The organism is Marivirga sp. (assembly GCF_024636815.1).
Classification (GTDB): domain Bacteria; phylum Bacteroidota; class Bacteroidia; order Cytophagales; family Cyclobacteriaceae; genus Marivirga.
The window spans coordinates 22,329-37,966 of record NZ_JAGXGF010000209.1 but is presented as its reverse complement, the minus strand read 5'-3'; the positions used below and the strand labels follow the sequence as shown (position 1 = coordinate 37,966).

Here is a 15,638-nt window from a genome sequence, read left to right as displayed (position 1 = left end):
CAATTATTTTTTAAGGTCATCAATTTTGTCCACTTTCGGTATATCATAAACCTTCTTGAAAACAATAAGTGCAAATGCTTGAATACCAAACCCAATCACTAAAGCCGTCAAAATTAAAGCTTGTGGAACCGGGTCAGCAAAATTTTCAGGTGGCAATCCATTCTCCTGAATAAAAGGTGCATTTTGACGCACAATTCTTCCTGCCACAAAAATGAATAAAGCAGTAGCATTACCAATTATGACTATGCCAATAACTAACTTTACAAAATCTCGGTGTAGTAACAGATAAACACCTGCTGCAAAAAGTAATCCTACCAATATGGATAATAAAAACTCCATTCAATCAATCATTTTCTATGTTAGGGAGCACCATTTTTAATACCATTCCCAATACCAATGCATATACTCCAATATCAAAAAGTAAGGGTGAACCTAACTTCGGAATTAATGGTATTTCTATATTCAACCAATATCCTTTAAAAAAACCATCGCCAAGAATTAGTCCTAAGAACCCACTAATAACTGCTAAAAGTAAGCCTGTGGCCATTATTTTAACCGGTTCAAATCGTAATATTTTTAAGCTATGTGCAACATTATTGGCAAAAGCATCTAATATAAAAGCAGCTCCTGCCATAAGCCCACCAATAAAGCCTCCCCCCGGTAAATTATGCCCTCTAAAAAGAAGGAATACCGAAAACAACAGCATAAAGGGTACTATAATTTTGGCGCTATTTCTTAGTATAAATGAGTTCAATCTAACTTTTTATTTTTTGTATAATTCACTAAAGCGAAAACGCCCAAAGCGGCAATAGCCAAGACGCATATTTCTCCTAGAGTGTCCAATACTCTAAAATCAACTAAAATAACATTCACCATATTTTTCCCTTTTGCTGCTGAATAGCTATTTTCTGCATAAAACTCTTTAAGCTTTGAATTTAAAGGGTTGTAAGTAATTGAAAATAAAATAAGTGTTACTAAAAGACCAGTTCCTACAGCAATAAATCCATCCCTTATCCTGTCAAAATTCTTTTTTCGCAACATCTTTTTAGGAAGCTTATGCAAAATCAGTACGAAAATGGTAATGGTTAGTGCATCAATTAAGAAGAAAGTAATGGCTAAATCAGGAGCCCCTGCTTCCATGAAAATTATGGAAATTGCAATACCTACCACTGATAATGAAAGTAAAGCAGAAATATTTGAGCTCGTAAATAAGGTGAATCCTAAAGCTATAAGAACTATTAATCCAAGTATCAATTCGAATATATATATATCAAGTGATTCTGTATTAATCCTGATTCCTGCCTTGTAGAAAAAGGTAAATCCAGTAAGAACTAAAATTACTAATAGTGTAACCATTGCATAGTTCCTTAAATAGCCGGTCTGTATTTTTCGAGTTTGCCATTGACCGAAAGTAATTAAACCATCAAATAAGAAGTCATATATTTTTGAAGGTTGAAGCGGCTTTAAAAAACCTAACTTTAATTTCCAATTCACTTTTAAGCTCAAAAAATAAATACTTGCCCCAAGCAAAATGGAAATCAAACTTAAATAAAAGGCATTGTTAAATCCATGCCATAATGCTAAGTGCTTGCTCTCAAATTCTGGGCTAATGTTACTGGATGCTAAAGAAGTTAAGTTAGATAATACATCTGGAAAAAGACCAAAAACTAAACCAGTTAGAGCTGTAACAGCTGGAGCTATATAAATTCCTTTATGGATATTTTTAAGCGCAGGCTTTTTAAATCCTTTAAAGAAAGCCTTGTGCGTTAAAACGAAAAGAAGAGCGACAAAAAACACAGAAGTAATAAGCATGGCAGCAACATAAACTGCAGATAGCATAGGGCTATGTAAAACCATTTCTAATAGTAATTCCTTTGCCACAAAACCAAAAAATGGGGCAATACCTGCAAAGGACAAAGCTGCTAAGCAAACTATAGCAAAAGCAAGTGGAAGCTTTTTATAGAGCGAAACTGGAAATTCACTTATCTTTTTCGTTCCAGTTTGCTTGTCCAAAATGCCCGCCATCATAAATAGGGTGGATTTGTATAAGGCATGAGCAATGATATAAACCGTTCCAGCAAAAATCGCTGTTTCAGTTCCTAATCCAAAAGCCATTGTCATAATTCCCAAAGCACTAATGGTGGAATAAGCTAAAAGTTTTTTGATGTTATCGGCTTTAAAAGCCATTATAGCTCCCATTATCATAGTGATTCCACCTATGGATGAAAGTAAAATTTGCCATTCGATTGTTCCGCCCAAAATCGGTGAGAATCGAGCGAAAAAATAAATGCCCGCTTTTACCATAGTAGCAGAATGCAAATAGGCACTTACCGGAGTGGGTGCTGCCATAGCATTGGGCAGCCAAAAATGAAAAGGAAATTGAGCAGACTTAGTAAAAGCTGCCACAGCCACACAAAGTAAAATAGGAATGTAAAGTGTATGCTGAGTCAGTAGCTCATGATGCTGACTTAAGTTTGAAATGGTGTATTCCTCCGTTACAATTCCAGTTAAAACCAAGCCGACTAAAAGCGCTAAACCTCCAAGTGCAGTAACCAATAAACCTTGCCATGCAGCATAGCGAGCTGATTCCTTTTCATTTTTATGTCCTATCAATAAAAAGGAAGTGATGCTGGTCAATTCCCAAAATACCAAAATGCTCAACCAATTATCTGCCAAAACTAAGCCCAGCATTGCTCCCATAAAGAGCGTTAAGATCATAAAAAATCGGCCATTATATTTAGCATTCTTCATATAGAAACCTGCATAGATATAAATCAAAAAACCAATCCCGCTAATGAGCAATCCAAAGAGCAGGCTAAGCCCATCCAAATAAAAGGCTAATTCCAAATTAAAATAAGAATTCCATTCCCAGCTTTCTCTAATTGGAAAAGTTGTACCGTTTAAATGGTAATAAAAAAGAGCAATAAAAATGCTAATGGGAGCAAGGGAAAGAAGATAAGCTATTTTATTACCTGTTATTTTATGGAGCGTAGGCACCAAAATGGCTAGAATAAAGACAGATAGAATGCTTAATATCATATTTTTCTGCTTCCTTAAATATAATTAGTTAGGATTAAAACTTATTTATAGCAATTATTTAGATTGAGAATTGTTCACAAATGGCTAAAATATAATGATTACACGCCTTGCCATTGGTATAGTTGCATTTGATTTAAATCAAGATAGTATTCTTCAAGCATTATTAAAATTTCAGTAAATCACTGAACCTAAAATAAAGTTTTGCGTATATTTATCGTAATATTGCAATATAATAAAATCCAAATGGGCGTAACTAAATCAGATCTATTCACAGAAGAGCAAAATGACCTTGCTAATGTGGCAAAAGCTTTTGCTCATCCAGCTCGCATTGCCATTATTCAGTATTTGTTAAAATCTAATGCTTGTATAAATGGGCATTTAGTTTCTGAGCTGGGTTTGGCGCAGGCTACCATCAGCCAACACCTAAGAGCTTTAAAAGATATTGGAATTATTCAGGGGACAATTGAGGGCGTATCGGTTAGTTACTGTATCAACCCCAAACGTTGGGAGGAAGTAAAACACCTTTTCAGCGGAATTTTTGATTTATATAAAAACCCTAATCAGCAGGATTGCTGCTGATATTTTTTTGCGCATCACCATCGTAATATAGCAATACAGCAATTAAGCAGAATCTTTAAAATAAAAAACATGCATCTTTCAGAAATCAAGTCAACCCTTGACAACTTAGACGAAGTCAAATTTCAATTACCGAAAGGAGAGTTTGTTCCTCAACACTTTCACATTACAGAAGTGGGTATCATTACTCGTAATTTCATTGACTGTGGCGGAACTATGAGAAATGATCAAACAGTAAATTTCCAATTATGGGAAGCTGGTGATTATGACCATAGGTTGGGAGCTCAAAAACTTCATGATATAATTACTTTATCAGAAGAAAAATTAGGGATAGAGGATAATCTGGAAGTTGAAGTAGAATATCAAGGGACCACCATCGGTAAATATCATTTGGATTTTAATGGAGAATATTTTGTATTGGTCAATACCCAAACCGATTGTTTGGCTAAAGAAAAATGTGGAATTCCTGCTTCAAAACCTAAAGTGCAATTGGCTGATGTCTCGGGTTCAAGTTCTAATGCTTGTGCTCCAGGTGGGGGATGTTGTTAAGCCCAACAAACCTGTCAGGTTTCGTTAATCTAATACCAAATAAAGCTGACACAGCTTGAGGAAGTAATTTATACAAAACCTGACAGGTTTACGATAAAACAGAATTTTGCCAAATCATTTACTAAAATGTTCCAAAAACTCACTGAATACATTGAAAATTTAGATGTGGAATCTATCCCAGTTGAAAGAAGGGAAGCCTTAAATCCTTTTATAGATTATCTGCAAGAGAAAATCAATTCTAAGAAAAGTATTTCTTTAAATTTCATCTGTACTCATAACTCTCGAAGGAGCCATCTGTCTCAGGTTTGGGCTCAAGCAATGGCAGAGTATTTCCAAATGAAGCAAATTACATGCTATTCAGGCGGAACAGCCGCAACTGCAGTTTATCCAATGATTTTACAAGTTCTGGAAGAAGCTGGTTTTGAATCCGTTCAACTTCCCAAAGAAGAAAATCCAGTGTTTGCCATAAAATATAGCTCAGATAGTCACCCTATTATTGCTTTTTCAAAAACATACGATCATCCTTTTAATCCTTCTATTGGTTTTGCTGCTTTGATGACTTGTTCCGATGCAGATGAAAATTGCCCATTTATTCCAGGCACGGAAAAAAGAATTGCTCTAAACTATGAAGACCCAAAAGCTTTTGATGACAGTCCTTTAAAGCATCAGAAGTATGAAAAGCGCAGTCTACAGATTGCTACCGAAATGTTCTATGTATTCTCAAAAATTAAAAACTAATGAGCGAAACTAAAGGTAAAAAGAAAATTGCATTTTTCGAGCGCTACTTAAGCGTTTGGGTAGCCTTATGTATAGCCGTAGGAATTTTGATAGGTTACTTAACTGGAGATGATATTTCCTTTCTTAGTGATATGGAAATTTATAAAGTCAATCTCCCTATTGCCATTTTAATATGGATGATGATATATCCTATGATGCTGCAAATAGACTTTTCCAGTATAAAAGGAGTTGGAAAAGCTCCTAAGGGATTGATTATGACAGTGGTGATTAATTGGTTAATCAAACCATTTACGATGGCATTTTTTGCCTGGGTTTTCTTTGAGCATTTGTATTCCGCTTTTATTGACCCCGAAATGGCTGGAGAATATATAGCGGGTGCTATTTTACTAGGAGCAGCACCATGTACCGCTATGGTTTTCGTTTGGTCTTATTTAACTGATGGTGATCCAAATTACACCTTAGTTCAAGTTTCAGTTAATGACCTCATCATTTTAGTCGCTTTTATTCCTTTGGTTGGCTTTTTATTGGGTATTACTGATGTGAGTATTCCTTATGGAACATTAACAGCAAGTATTGTGATTTTTGTAGTCATTCCACTAATCGCTGGGGTAATTACTAATAAAATATTGGTCAGTCAAAAAGGCGAAAAATGGTTTCAGGAAGTATTTTTACCAAAGCTAAAGCCCGTAAGCATTATTGCTTTATTGTTGACTTTGATTTTACTTTTTGCTTTTCAAGGACCTAATATCCTAGATAATCCAATTATCATCTTACTGATAGCCGTTCCACTTATTCTTCAAACTTACTTTATATTTTTCATAGCCTGGTTTGCGGGTAGAAAGTTAAAGCTATCACATGCAGTATGTTCACCTGCAGCTATGATCGGTGCGAGCAACTTTTTTGAACTAGCAGTGGCTGTAGCCATTGCCTTATTTGGACTGCAAAGTCCAGCGGCTTTAGTAACGGTTGTGGGTGTATTAGTTGAAGTTCCGGTTATGCTTTCTTTGGTTGCTTTGGCAAATAAATGGAAGTATTAGTTGTGGACCAGGCACACGTGAAACGCGTGCGCCAACTTGCGAAACTATTAGATACTTCAATAGTACATCTAAACCTGTCAGGTTTACTTTTAATAAAATCCTACTGTTTTTGATAAAGAGAATATAATAGTAAATAGAAACCTGACAGGTTTTCATTAATTGCACTCTAAAAATAACTCATATATGTCCGATAAAAAATTATACGATGTCATAATTATAGGAGGCGGACAAAGCGCCCTAGCTTGCGGCTATTACCTTCGCAGAACAGATTTGGATTATGTGATTCTGGATAATCAGGAAGATTGTGGAGGTGCATGGCAACATGGCTGGGATTCCTTAACGCTCTTTTCCCCAGCAGAGCATAGTTCTTTACCAGGATGGTTGATGCCTAAATCGGATAATGAATTCCCGACTAAAGAGGAAGTCATTGATTATGTGTGCCAATATGAAAAGCGATACAAACTACCAGTTGAAAGACCTTTTGAGGTTAAAAATGTAGAAAAGGAATCGGATCATTTCAAACTCATTACAGATAAATCAATTTTCTACAGCAAAACCATAATTTCTGCTACCGGAACTTGGGGCAAACCTTTTATTCCTAATATACCTGGAAAAGACAGCTTTAAAGGAGAGCAAATTCATTCTGCCTATTATGAAAATCCAGAGGATTTTGAGGATAAAAAGGTATTGGTAGTAGGGGAAGGAAATTCAGGCGCTCAAATTTTAGCAGAAGTTTCGAAAGTTGCCAATACCGCTTGGGCTACCCGAAAAACTCCTGAATTTTTACCGGATGATGTAGATGGCAGGGTTTTATTTGATCAAGCTTCCGCTAAGTATTATGCTGAAAAGAAAGGTGAAAAGTTTTATGCCTCTAAATATAATTTAGGCAATATTGTGATGGTCACTTCAGTAAAACAAGCCCAAGATCGAGATGTCCTTCACTCTGAAGGTCAGTTTACTACTTTTACTGAAAATGGAGTGTTATGGGAAAATGGTGAAGAAGAAGCTTTTGATGCTGTCATTTGGTGCACAGGATTTGGTTTTGCTACTGAACATCTTCAAAACATAGTTTCTACGGATGAAAGAGGCAAAATTAAAACAGATGGAACCCGCTCAGTAGAGGAAGAAAATCTCTGGTTAGTGGGCTATGGCGGATGGACAGGTTTTGCTTCTGCTACTTTGATAGGCGTGGGAAGAACTGCCAGGTCAACTGTTAAAGCAATTGACAGAAAATTAGCTAAAACGAAATAATTCAACTTAGTTTAAAAACCCTTACAGAAAGAGCTAATCTCCAGATTTATAGTCTATTACAATTTAGCATAAAATCTAACAATCTAGAAGAATAAAACTATTCAGGTATATTTTATTGCTTTTCTCATATCCTCTAGAGATTTAACCCCATTCCGTGAGCAACATATTAATTTATTTTACATATTTGAATTATAACCAAATATAAAATGACATGGATAAGAAAAACTACAAAATATTTTTACTTATGGCAGTATTTACCATATTTAGTGGAAAAATCATGGCTCAATATACAGTGAGTGGAAAAGTTTTTGATGGAGATACCAATGATCCCCTGGTAGGGGCAAACGTAGTAATTGAAGGAACTAGCACGGGAGTTACTACAGATCTAAATGGTGAATTTAAAATTGAAATCCCCACCAATGACCCTTCTAACCTGATAATCAGTTTTGTGGGCTACTTAAAGGAATCCGTATTGGTAGATTCTAATAACAAGCAGTTAAGGATAGTTCTTAAATCTGATGTTTTGTCCTTAGGAACCGTAATGGTGACAGGTTCACGTTTTAAGCCAAGGACTATAGCAGACTCACCCGTGCCTATCGACAACATCAAAATTGAAGATATGCAGCAAACAGGTCAGTTCTCTGTGGATAAAATGCTGACATATACTGTTCCTTCGTACAATTCTACCAATCAGACTATTTCGGATGCAACGGCACATTTTGACCCGGCTGATTTAAGGAATTTAGGGCCAAGTAGAACCTTGGTATTGGTTAATGGAAAAAGAAAGAATGCAAGTGCGTTGGTTTATGTAAATGAAACTCCTGGCAGGGGGGAAGTTGGTGTAGATATGAAAAGTATTCCCGCTGCTGCCATTGAGCGTGTAGAAGTCTTAAGAGATGGTGCTTCTGCACAATACGGCTCTGATGCTATTGCAGGTGTAGTTAATATTATATTAAAAGAAGAAACTGAACAGAGTAAGTTTTCTGTTAACTCCGGTATTACTACTGAGGGTGATGGTTTTAGGATAGGTTCCGATTTTAATACAGGTTTTGAAGTGGGTAATAATGGTTTCATTAATGTGACAGCTTCTTTTTATGATCAACAAAGAACAAATAGGCCAGGCACGCCTGGTGAAGATGTCCTCTTTGGTGTTGGTCCAGATAACTCCTGGATACAACAAAATCCTGACCTAGGAATGACAGTAGGTATACCGGAACTTACAAGCTCTAATGCCTTTTATAATTCAAGATTCGACTTAAAAGGAGGTGCCTCTCTCTATTCTTTTGGTGGTATTACGCTGAGAAAAGGTACTAGTTATGCAATATACAGAACTCCTTACTGGGTTCCGGACCCATTCAATTTGCTACATGAATCAGGCACAACCTATCAAGGTTTTCAGCCTACTTTTAACTCAGATATTTTAGACAATACACTAACGATAGGAATAGATGGGGAGCGAAATGGCTGGGGCTATGACATTAGCCTTACCTCAGGAAGGAATGAAGTGGATTACACCATAGGTAACACCCTGAATCCTTCTTTAGGAGCTGACAGCCCAACTAATTTCAGAGCTGGAGGATATGAATTTGGTCATACAGTATCAAACCTAGATGTAGGGAAGCAATTCGGAAATCTTGTATTTTCTGCTGGCACGGAAATTCGCTTTGAAAACTTTGTGGCTACTGCAGGAGAAGAAGCTTCCTATGTTGGAGGAGGAGCACAATCATTCCCAGGCTTACAGCCGAGCAATGAAGAAGATGCCATCAGATATAATGTGGGGGTTTATGCAGATTTGGCATACGATGTAAGTGATAATCTACTAATTGGCGGTGCTGTGAGGTATGAAAATTATAGTGACTTTGGCAGTAATGTCAATTGGAAATTCAATGCACGTTATAAAATGTTGGATGATATCTTAACTTTGAGATCCTCCGTTTCAACAGGATTCAGGGCACCATCTTTACATCAAATCTACTTCAGTAATGTACAAACATTAGTAGTAGATGGTCAACTTCAGAATGAAGGGACTTTTAATAATTTAAGCCCGGTAGTTAGGTCATTAGGCGTACCAAAGTTAAAGCAGGAAAAATCTTTTAACATAACTGCTGGTATCGCTTCCAATTTTGCCAATAACTTCTCATTTAGCTTAGATTACTACCATATTGAGGTGGATGACAGAATAGTATTCTCAAGTCAGATTACAAGTAACGATACCACCTCTGCTGTAGGGTCTATCTTAAATCAGCAAAACATTTCTGCATTAAAATTCTTTATTAACGGTGCTAACACTGTCTCTGACGGGGTAGATCTGGTAATAGGTTATGATAATATTATTTTAGGTGCTGGAGATTTAAGTTTGACTTTGGCAGCCAATTATAACAATATGGAAATTAATGGCACCATCAATACGCCTGCTCCTATTGAAGAAACTGGAATAAACATTTTTAACAGGGAAGAAAGATCCCGAATTACAAGTGCCAGACCTCAAGATAAGGTGTTATTGGGAATAACTTATAAAATAGGTGATTTTACGGCAACCTTAAACAATACAAGATTTGGAGAAGTAACCTGGAGACACCCTGAGGATCCAGATAAAGATCAGGTTTTTAGTGCTAAAATTATTACAGATTTAAATATGAGCTATAAGTTTAATGATAATTTGGGCGCTACATTGGGTGTTAATAATTTGTTTGATGTTTATCCAGATGAAATTGACCCTAAAGGAGATCCGGGAACAGATTTAGGTGGCAGGTTTAGATATCCATGGGAAGTAAATCAGTTTGGTTTTATGGGGACTATGGTTCAAGCTGGAATTAATTTAAAATTTTAATAAATGCTAACCCAAAGTTTTATAACAGAAAAGGCCTCAACATGAGGCCTTTTCTGTTATATCTATAGTCTATGTATATTATTTTTATTAATGCTTATATTGACACATCATTGATGTATAAAAAGAGATACCGAAATAAAATTTCCTTATAAAACTACTTCTTATCCTCCTCAATTAGTTTTATTTTATATTCTACAGCACCAAGGTTGAAATTACGTTGAACACAGATTCCATTTTCATTATATTCATAAATAGACTTCTCTCCTTCTTCATTTACCATCATAAAGCGGCTTTCTTCGGGCAATTTGGCAATTGTATTATACTTATGAGTGATTTCAGAAAATACTGAATCTCGCTTTTGAGGTTGATTAAAATATAGTTTAACTAAGCTATTTAAAACAGGTTTTTCGTGCCAATTTTTCGTGCTGTCTTTAGTGGTACGATAATATTCTTTTCCTTGTAATCGCTCTATTTTAGATTCTTGAATAAGCTCTCCATTTCTTTTATCAACAAAATAAGCTTGACGCAAAGTATCATTTTGATAAATAGCTTCCATTAATTGGACCATTTGAGTTGGCCTGAATAATTTATATTCTAAATCCATTACAGCCGAAAAATAAACCTTTCCGCTATCCAAGACTTTTTTAGTCACCAACATATTACCCACTGGTCTGCCCTCAATAGTGACATCATAAACGAGTTCTTGCGAGTAACCAATAAAACTAAAAACTAATAAGATAACTGTTATAAAAACTAACTTCAACCTGCCCATTCTTCTCTATCTAAACTTCTATATTGTATGGCTTCCGCCAAATGTTCTATTTTAATATCTTCACTTCCTGCCAGATCAGCTATAGTACGGGAAACTTTCATAATTCTATCGTAAGCTCTGGCTGATAGCCCTAATTTTTCCATTGCATTCTTTAACAACGCCTTTCCAGCGGAATTTATTTCGCAAACTTCTTTTACCATTTGAGATGGCATCAAGGCATTGGAATGAACATCCTCTAGGCCTTCAAATCGTTTTTCTTGTATTTCTTTTGCAGCTATCACTCTTTTACGAATGGTATCGCTGCTTTCTGCTTTGCGGTCTGCTGTCATCTGGTCAAAAGAAACCGGAGTAACCTCCACATGTAAGTCAATTCTATCCAGAAGTGGTCCACTTACTTTATTCAGATAACGCTTGACAGAACCTGGAGGACAAACGCATTCCTTTTCCGGATGATTGTAGTATCCGCAAGGACATGGATTCATACTTGCCAGCAGCATAAAGTTGGCAGGAAAATCAACCGATACTTTTGCTCTGGAAATGGTGACTCTCCGTTCTTCCAAAGGTTGGCGCATCACTTCCAGAACTGTTCTCTTGAACTCTGGAAGTTCATCAAGAAAAAGTACTCCATTGTTGGCTAAGGAAATTTCGCCTGGTTGAGGAATGCCTCCTCCTCCTACTAAGGCAACATCTGAAATAGTATGATGAGGAGCTCGGTATGGTCTTGTAGCAATCAAAGAAGCATTGGCTCCTAATCTTCCTGCAACTGAATGAATTTTTGTAGTTTCTAAAGCTTCGGTTAAGCTTAATGGAGGTAAAATAGAAGGAAATCTTTTAGCTAACATAGTTTTCCCAGCCCCGGGAGGTCCTACCATAATCACATTATGTCCTCCAGCAGCTGCTATCTCTAAAGCTCTTTTAATATTTTCCTGTCCCTGAACATCAGCAAAATCAGCTTCATAATCATTAATATTAGTGAAGAAGATATCGCGAGTATCCATTTCCACTGGCTTGATGTCAGACGTACCTTCTAAAACTCCAATGGCATCATTTAAGTTTGAAACCCCTATTACATCTAAATTATTAACAATAGCGGCTTCGGCAGCATTTTCCTGTGGAAGAATAAATCCTTTAAAGCCTTGCTTTCTGGCTTCTATGGCAATGGGTAAAACACCTTTTACGGGTCTAAGTGTGCCATCCAAAGCCAACTCACCCATAATCATATAATTCCCTAATTCCTCTGTGAAAATTTGTTCCGAACCTTTTAAAATACCCAAAGCAATGGGCAGGTCGTAAGCAGAACCTTCTTTTTTCACATCTGCAGGAGCTAAATTAACTACTACCTTCTGGCGAGGCATTTTGTAACCACTGTATTTTATAGCAGCATCAATACGATGTTCACTTTCTTTAATAGCATTATCGGGTAAACCCACCATGTAAAACTTCATGCCCTGGCTTACATTAACTTCTATGGTGATTACATTGGCATCTACTCCGAAAACTGAACTTCCATAAGATTTAGCTAACATACCCTAATCTTTTTTCTATCAGTAAAATAAAAATGTGAATAATTTTGATGTGAATTTCCTGAATCCTGTCGGCATAACCTTCATGTGGAACTCGAATTTCCACATCGCATACATGAGCTAATTTACCTCCATCTTTACCTGTAAGCGCTATAACTTTCATTCCCTTGGCTTTGGCAGCTTTACAGGCTTCTAAAATATTCTTTGAATTTCCGCTAGTACTGATGGCTAATAAAACATCTCCTTTTCTGCCCAATGCTTCAATAGCTCTACTGAATATAAAATCAAAACTATAGTCATTTCCAACACATGTGATATGGCTAACATCAGATAAGGCCATAGCGGCTATGGCTGGTCTAGCTTCCCTAAATTTTCCACTTAATTCTTCAGCAAAATGCATGGCGTCACAGTGAGAACCACCATTTCCACAACTCATCACTTTTCCTTCCTGCTTGAAGGATTCGACCATTATATCAACTGCAGTTTCAATATTGGCTAACTGCTCAGGTTGGTTTAAAAAATTATCCAGCGTTTCTTGAGCTGAATTCAGTTCATTTTTAATAAGGTTAATCATTCAGTTTGTTATGATTGGGGATTAGTATCGTCAGTTTTGGTTGAATCTTCTTCTGGTGCTTCATTCTTAGGACTTTCTTCTTTTTCACCAGAAGACTGAGGCTCTACGGATGAAGTAGCAGTTTCAGATTCTTTTTTATCATAAAGCCTCGCTTTAAATTGGTTGATTTCATGTTCGTGTTTTTCAATCAACTTAGCTTTGGCTTTTTCTTCTTGTTTAAATAGAAAAACAACAATAAGAAAAAGTACAAGACCAGCAATAGCACTGTATTGAACCAGATCCATTTGCTTAAACAAATCAAATAAGAAATTAAGATCGTTTTTTCCTATCGATATAATTACAACCGTGGCTATATGAAAGATGAGAAGTGCCACAAAAACAATAGTTCTAAAAGTCTTCATAAAAATGGAGTTGAGTTGGTTTTGATTATGAATATAAACAAATATAGAAATATTTTAACAACTAGTATTGTCAAGTAGAGGAAGAACCATTAATTCGATTTTTTTTTGGAATTTATGCAATCCTAATTTCAACTAACAGATTGAATTTCAATTAGCTTTTTATAAACCCCACCCTTTTCTATAAGAACTTCATGTTTACCTTCTTCTATAATTTCGCCTGCTTGCATCACATATATTTTATCTGCCTCTTGAATAGTACTTAATCGGTGAGCAATCACTATAGATGTTCTGTTTTTCATTAAATTAGTTAAAGCATCTTGAACCAACTTTTCCGATTCAGAATCTAGTGCAGAGGTGGCTTCATCCAAAATTAAAATGTCTGGGTTTTTCAAAATTGCTCTAGCTATACTAATTCTTTGCCTTTGTCCACCAGAAATTTTGGTTCCTCTTTCACCAATTTTAGCTTCATAACCACCTTCCATTTGAGAAATAAAATCATGGGCATTGGCAACTTTAGCAGCTTGCATTACTTCTTCCAAAGTACATTCTGGTTTCCCAAAAGCAATATTGTTGAAAATTGTATCATTAAATAAAATAGATTCTTGACTAACGATTCCCATTTTAGCTCTTAGGCTTTCAACTGTAATGTCTTTCAATGAAATCCCATCAAGTTGTACTTCCCCATCAATTGGATCATAAAAGCGAGGAATTAAATCTACCATGGTTGATTTCCCTCCTCCGGAAGGTCCTACCAAAGCAATGGTTTCTCCTTTACGAATATTGATGTTGATATTTTTTAATACTTTTTCCTCCCCATAAGCGAAGGAAACATTCTTAAAGCTTAATTCACTTTTAAATTCTTCTAATTTTTTAGCTGTGCTTTTATCTTTAATAGCAGGTTCTAAATCTATTATTCCAAATATTCTTTCAGCAGAAGCTAATCCTCTTTGTACATTACTGAAAGCAGTAGATAAGGCTTTAGCTGGAACCAGAAGTTGTGAATAAATGGCAATGAAAGTAATAAAGCTCCCCGCATCTAATTCGGATTTTCCTTCCAATATCATTGCTCCACCAATCAATAAGACTCCCACCACTACAAACACCCCTAAAAATTCAGAAGTAGGACTTGATAAGGCTTGTCTTTTTTGCATGCTAATATTGAATTCAGCATAGTTTTTAACTTCTTTTTGGAAACGATTTTTTGAGAAATTAATAGCGTTAAATGCCTTGATAATACGCATTCCACTTAAGGTCTCCTCTAAAATATCAGATATCCTACCTATTGTTTCTTGGCTCTGTCTGGCTTTCTTTTTCAAGGAAATGGCAATGTAGGATATGATAAAACCTGAAATGGGAAGGATTATCAATGTTATTAAGGTAAGCTTGGCAGAAATGAAGAAAAGCGCAATAAAATAGCCTATAAGCAAGAATGGTTCTTTGACTACAGCCTTTAAACTGTTCACTACTGTCCCTTCCACTTCTTGAACATCAGCCATTACTTTTGACATGATATTTCCTTTACGCTCTTCTGTAAAGAAACCAATATGCATATTTATTAATCTATTGTAGAGTGCATTTCTCAGGTTTGATATCACATTAGCTTTCACTATTGCAGAAATAATTGCTAATAAATACCTAAATAAGTTAGAGAGAAAGATACTAACGATCAATAACACACATACAAATTGTAATGCTGCAAATCGATCTTCCTGAACTATAGACAGAAAATAATAATTAAATACATCTGTTAAATATTGAATACTGAGATTAAATTCTGGTAAGGACTCAGGTATTTTACTTGCTTCTTCTTCAACTTTGAACAATACATTTAAGACCGGGGTCAAAATACCCAAAGTTATTACACTAAAGACAGCTTGTAGTATAGCGTAAATTAAATATTGTGGTGCTAACCAGCCTAATGGTTTTGCATAAGAAAGTACCCTAAAATATGTTTTCATTGATCAAATTCAATTTGGATGCAATTTACAAGATATAGTTGGTAATAAGAATTTAGAAATAAAGGTAGAATTATAACGAAAAAAGCCGATTTACATTTTAGTAAATCGGCTTATTATTCTATAAATATTTAACTAAACTACTCCTCAATAACCTTTTCAGCAAGAACAGTAATCGTATTATTTAAAACTTCTACCACTCCGCCATCAACTATTATGGTAGTATCATTTTTACCATCGGAGAACTTCAAATCTCCTTTGTCTAATGAACTGATTAGCGGGGCGTGGTTATTCAAAACCTGAAAAGAACCATTGCTTCCCGGAAAAGTAGCAGAATCTACATTTCCTTTAAACACATTTTTTTCCGGTGTAATGATTTCTAAAAGCATGATT

The 15,638-nt window shown here is 35.7% G+C and carries 15 protein-coding genes; 6 read left to right on the top strand and 9 right to left on the bottom strand.

Features of this window, described 5'->3' with window-relative positions:
• Window positions 1-3: 3 nt before the first annotated feature.
• Genes Q0L29_RS15100 through mbhE form a run of 3 tightly spaced genes read right to left on the bottom strand, consistent with a single transcriptional unit; the run spans window position 4 to window position 3,039 of the window.
• Window positions 4-339 carry an NADH-quinone oxidoreductase subunit K gene (locus tag Q0L29_RS15100; protein WP_296622988.1) on the bottom strand — a complete coding sequence of 112 codons (336 nt, stop codon included), beginning with the start codon at window positions 337-339 and terminating at the stop codon, window positions 4-6.
• 4 nt (window positions 340-343) lie between these two features.
• Window positions 344-754, bottom strand: a complete 411-nt coding sequence (locus Q0L29_RS15095) for a Na+/H+ antiporter subunit B (RefSeq protein WP_296622987.1) — start codon at window positions 752-754, stop codon at window positions 344-346.
• Window positions 751-3,039 (bottom strand): hydrogen gas-evolving membrane-bound hydrogenase subunit E, encoded by a 2,289-nt coding sequence (mbhE, locus tag Q0L29_RS15090; RefSeq protein WP_296622986.1) that lies wholly within the window; start codon window positions 3,037-3,039, stop codon window positions 751-753. The genes Q0L29_RS15095 and mbhE overlap by 4 nt, the downstream gene beginning before the upstream one ends.
• 243 nt (window positions 3,040-3,282) lie before the next feature.
• Here mbhE and Q0L29_RS15085 point away from each other — a divergent pair, with 243 nt between their 5' ends.
• From Q0L29_RS15085 to Q0L29_RS15060, 6 genes are all read left to right on the top strand, one after another.
• Window positions 3,283-3,618 (top strand): helix-turn-helix transcriptional regulator, encoded by a 336-nt coding sequence (locus tag Q0L29_RS15085; RefSeq protein WP_296623012.1) that lies wholly within the window; start codon window positions 3,283-3,285, stop codon window positions 3,616-3,618.
• Between the two features lie 69 nt (window positions 3,619-3,687).
• On the top strand, window positions 3,688-4,164 hold the full coding sequence (locus Q0L29_RS15080) for a DUF6428 family protein (protein ID WP_296622985.1): 477 nt from the start codon (window positions 3,688-3,690) through the stop codon (window positions 4,162-4,164).
• A gap of 126 nt (window positions 4,165-4,290) precedes the next feature.
• Entirely contained in the window at window positions 4,291-4,902 is a 612-nt protein-coding gene (locus Q0L29_RS15075; protein WP_296622984.1) for a protein-tyrosine-phosphatase, read from the top strand.
• Window positions 4,902-5,939: an ACR3 family arsenite efflux transporter gene (gene arsB, locus Q0L29_RS15070; protein WP_296622983.1), complete on the top strand. Its 1,038-nt coding sequence runs from the start codon at window positions 4,902-4,904 to the stop codon at window positions 5,937-5,939. The genes Q0L29_RS15075 and arsB overlap by 1 nt, the downstream gene beginning before the upstream one ends.
• A 183-nt stretch (window positions 5,940-6,122) precedes the next feature.
• A complete protein-coding gene (locus Q0L29_RS15065) occupies window positions 6,123-7,190 on the top strand; it encodes an ArsO family NAD(P)H-dependent flavin-containing monooxygenase (protein ID WP_296622982.1) in 1,068 nt (355 codons plus the stop codon).
• Window positions 7,191-7,434: 244 nt separating this feature from the next.
• Entirely contained in the window at window positions 7,435-10,020 is a 2,586-nt protein-coding gene (locus Q0L29_RS15060; RefSeq protein ID WP_296622981.1) for a TonB-dependent receptor, read from the top strand.
• Between the two features lie 154 nt (window positions 10,021-10,174).
• Here the strand turns inward: Q0L29_RS15060 and Q0L29_RS15055 are convergent, their stop codons facing one another.
• The 6 genes from Q0L29_RS15055 to atpC form a co-directional block, all read right to left on the bottom strand.
• The gene (locus tag Q0L29_RS15055; RefSeq protein ID WP_296622980.1) at window positions 10,175-10,792 is read right to left on the bottom strand and encodes a DUF6134 family protein; all 618 of its coding nucleotides are present in this window, start codon (window positions 10,790-10,792) and stop codon (window positions 10,175-10,177) included.
• Window positions 10,780-12,318, bottom strand: a complete 1,539-nt coding sequence (locus Q0L29_RS15050; protein WP_296622979.1) for a YifB family Mg chelatase-like AAA ATPase — start codon at window positions 12,316-12,318, stop codon at window positions 10,780-10,782. Before Q0L29_RS15050 ends, Q0L29_RS15055 begins: the two co-directional genes overlap by 13 nt.
• Window positions 12,308-12,889, bottom strand: a complete 582-nt coding sequence (gene lpcA, locus Q0L29_RS15045) for a D-sedoheptulose 7-phosphate isomerase (RefSeq protein ID WP_296622978.1) — start codon at window positions 12,887-12,889, stop codon at window positions 12,308-12,310. Before lpcA ends, Q0L29_RS15050 begins: the two co-directional genes overlap by 11 nt.
• 8 nt (window positions 12,890-12,897) lie before the next feature.
• Window positions 12,898-13,290: a hypothetical protein gene (locus Q0L29_RS15040; RefSeq protein WP_296622977.1), complete on the bottom strand. Its 393-nt coding sequence runs from the start codon at window positions 13,288-13,290 to the stop codon at window positions 12,898-12,900.
• 128 nt (window positions 13,291-13,418) lie between these two features.
• A complete protein-coding gene (locus Q0L29_RS15035; protein WP_296622976.1) occupies window positions 13,419-15,248 on the bottom strand; it encodes an ABC transporter ATP-binding protein in 1,830 nt (609 codons plus the stop codon).
• Between the two features lie 137 nt (window positions 15,249-15,385).
• Window positions 15,386-15,634, bottom strand: a complete 249-nt coding sequence (atpC, locus tag Q0L29_RS15030; protein WP_296622975.1) for an ATP synthase F1 subunit epsilon — start codon at window positions 15,632-15,634, stop codon at window positions 15,386-15,388.
• Between the last annotated feature and the right edge of the window lie 4 nt (window positions 15,635-15,638).

What these genes read in the sequence shown, in the direction of transcription:
- Q0L29_RS15100 (WP_296622988.1), bottom strand. Translation starts at nt 339, where the DNA reads ATGGAGTTTTTATTATCCATATTGGTAGGATTACTTTTTGCAGCAGGT.
- mbhE (WP_296622986.1), bottom strand. Translation starts at nt 3,039, where the DNA reads ATGATATTAAGCATTCTATCTGTCTTTATTCTAGCCATTTTGGTGCCT.
- Q0L29_RS15085 (WP_296623012.1), top strand. Translation starts at nt 3,283, where the DNA reads ATGGGCGTAACTAAATCAGATCTATTCACAGAAGAGCAAAATGACCTT.
- Q0L29_RS15080 (WP_296622985.1), top strand. Translation starts at nt 3,688, where the DNA reads ATGCATCTTTCAGAAATCAAGTCAACCCTTGACAACTTAGACGAAGTC.
- Q0L29_RS15075 (WP_296622984.1), top strand. Translation starts at nt 4,291, where the DNA reads ATGTTCCAAAAACTCACTGAATACATTGAAAATTTAGATGTGGAATCT.
- arsB (WP_296622983.1), top strand. Translation starts at nt 4,902, where the DNA reads ATGAGCGAAACTAAAGGTAAAAAGAAAATTGCATTTTTCGAGCGCTAC.
- Q0L29_RS15065 (WP_296622982.1), top strand. Translation starts at nt 6,123, where the DNA reads ATGTCCGATAAAAAATTATACGATGTCATAATTATAGGAGGCGGACAA.
- Q0L29_RS15060 (WP_296622981.1), top strand. Translation starts at nt 7,435, where the DNA reads ATGGCAGTATTTACCATATTTAGTGGAAAAATCATGGCTCAATATACA.
- Q0L29_RS15055 (WP_296622980.1), bottom strand. Translation starts at nt 10,792, where the DNA reads ATGGGCAGGTTGAAGTTAGTTTTTATAACAGTTATCTTATTAGTTTTT.
- Q0L29_RS15050 (WP_296622979.1), bottom strand. Translation starts at nt 12,318, where the DNA reads ATGTTAGCTAAATCTTATGGAAGTTCAGTTTTCGGAGTAGATGCCAAT.
- lpcA (WP_296622978.1), bottom strand. Translation starts at nt 12,889, where the DNA reads ATGATTAACCTTATTAAAAATGAACTGAATTCAGCTCAAGAAACGCTG.
- Q0L29_RS15040 (WP_296622977.1), bottom strand. Translation starts at nt 13,290, where the DNA reads ATGAAGACTTTTAGAACTATTGTTTTTGTGGCACTTCTCATCTTTCAT.
- Q0L29_RS15035 (WP_296622976.1), bottom strand. Translation starts at nt 15,248, where the DNA reads ATGAAAACATATTTTAGGGTACTTTCTTATGCAAAACCATTAGGCTGG.
- atpC (WP_296622975.1), bottom strand. Translation starts at nt 15,634, where the DNA reads ATGCTTTTAGAAATCATTACACCGGAAAAAAATGTGTTTAAAGGAAAT.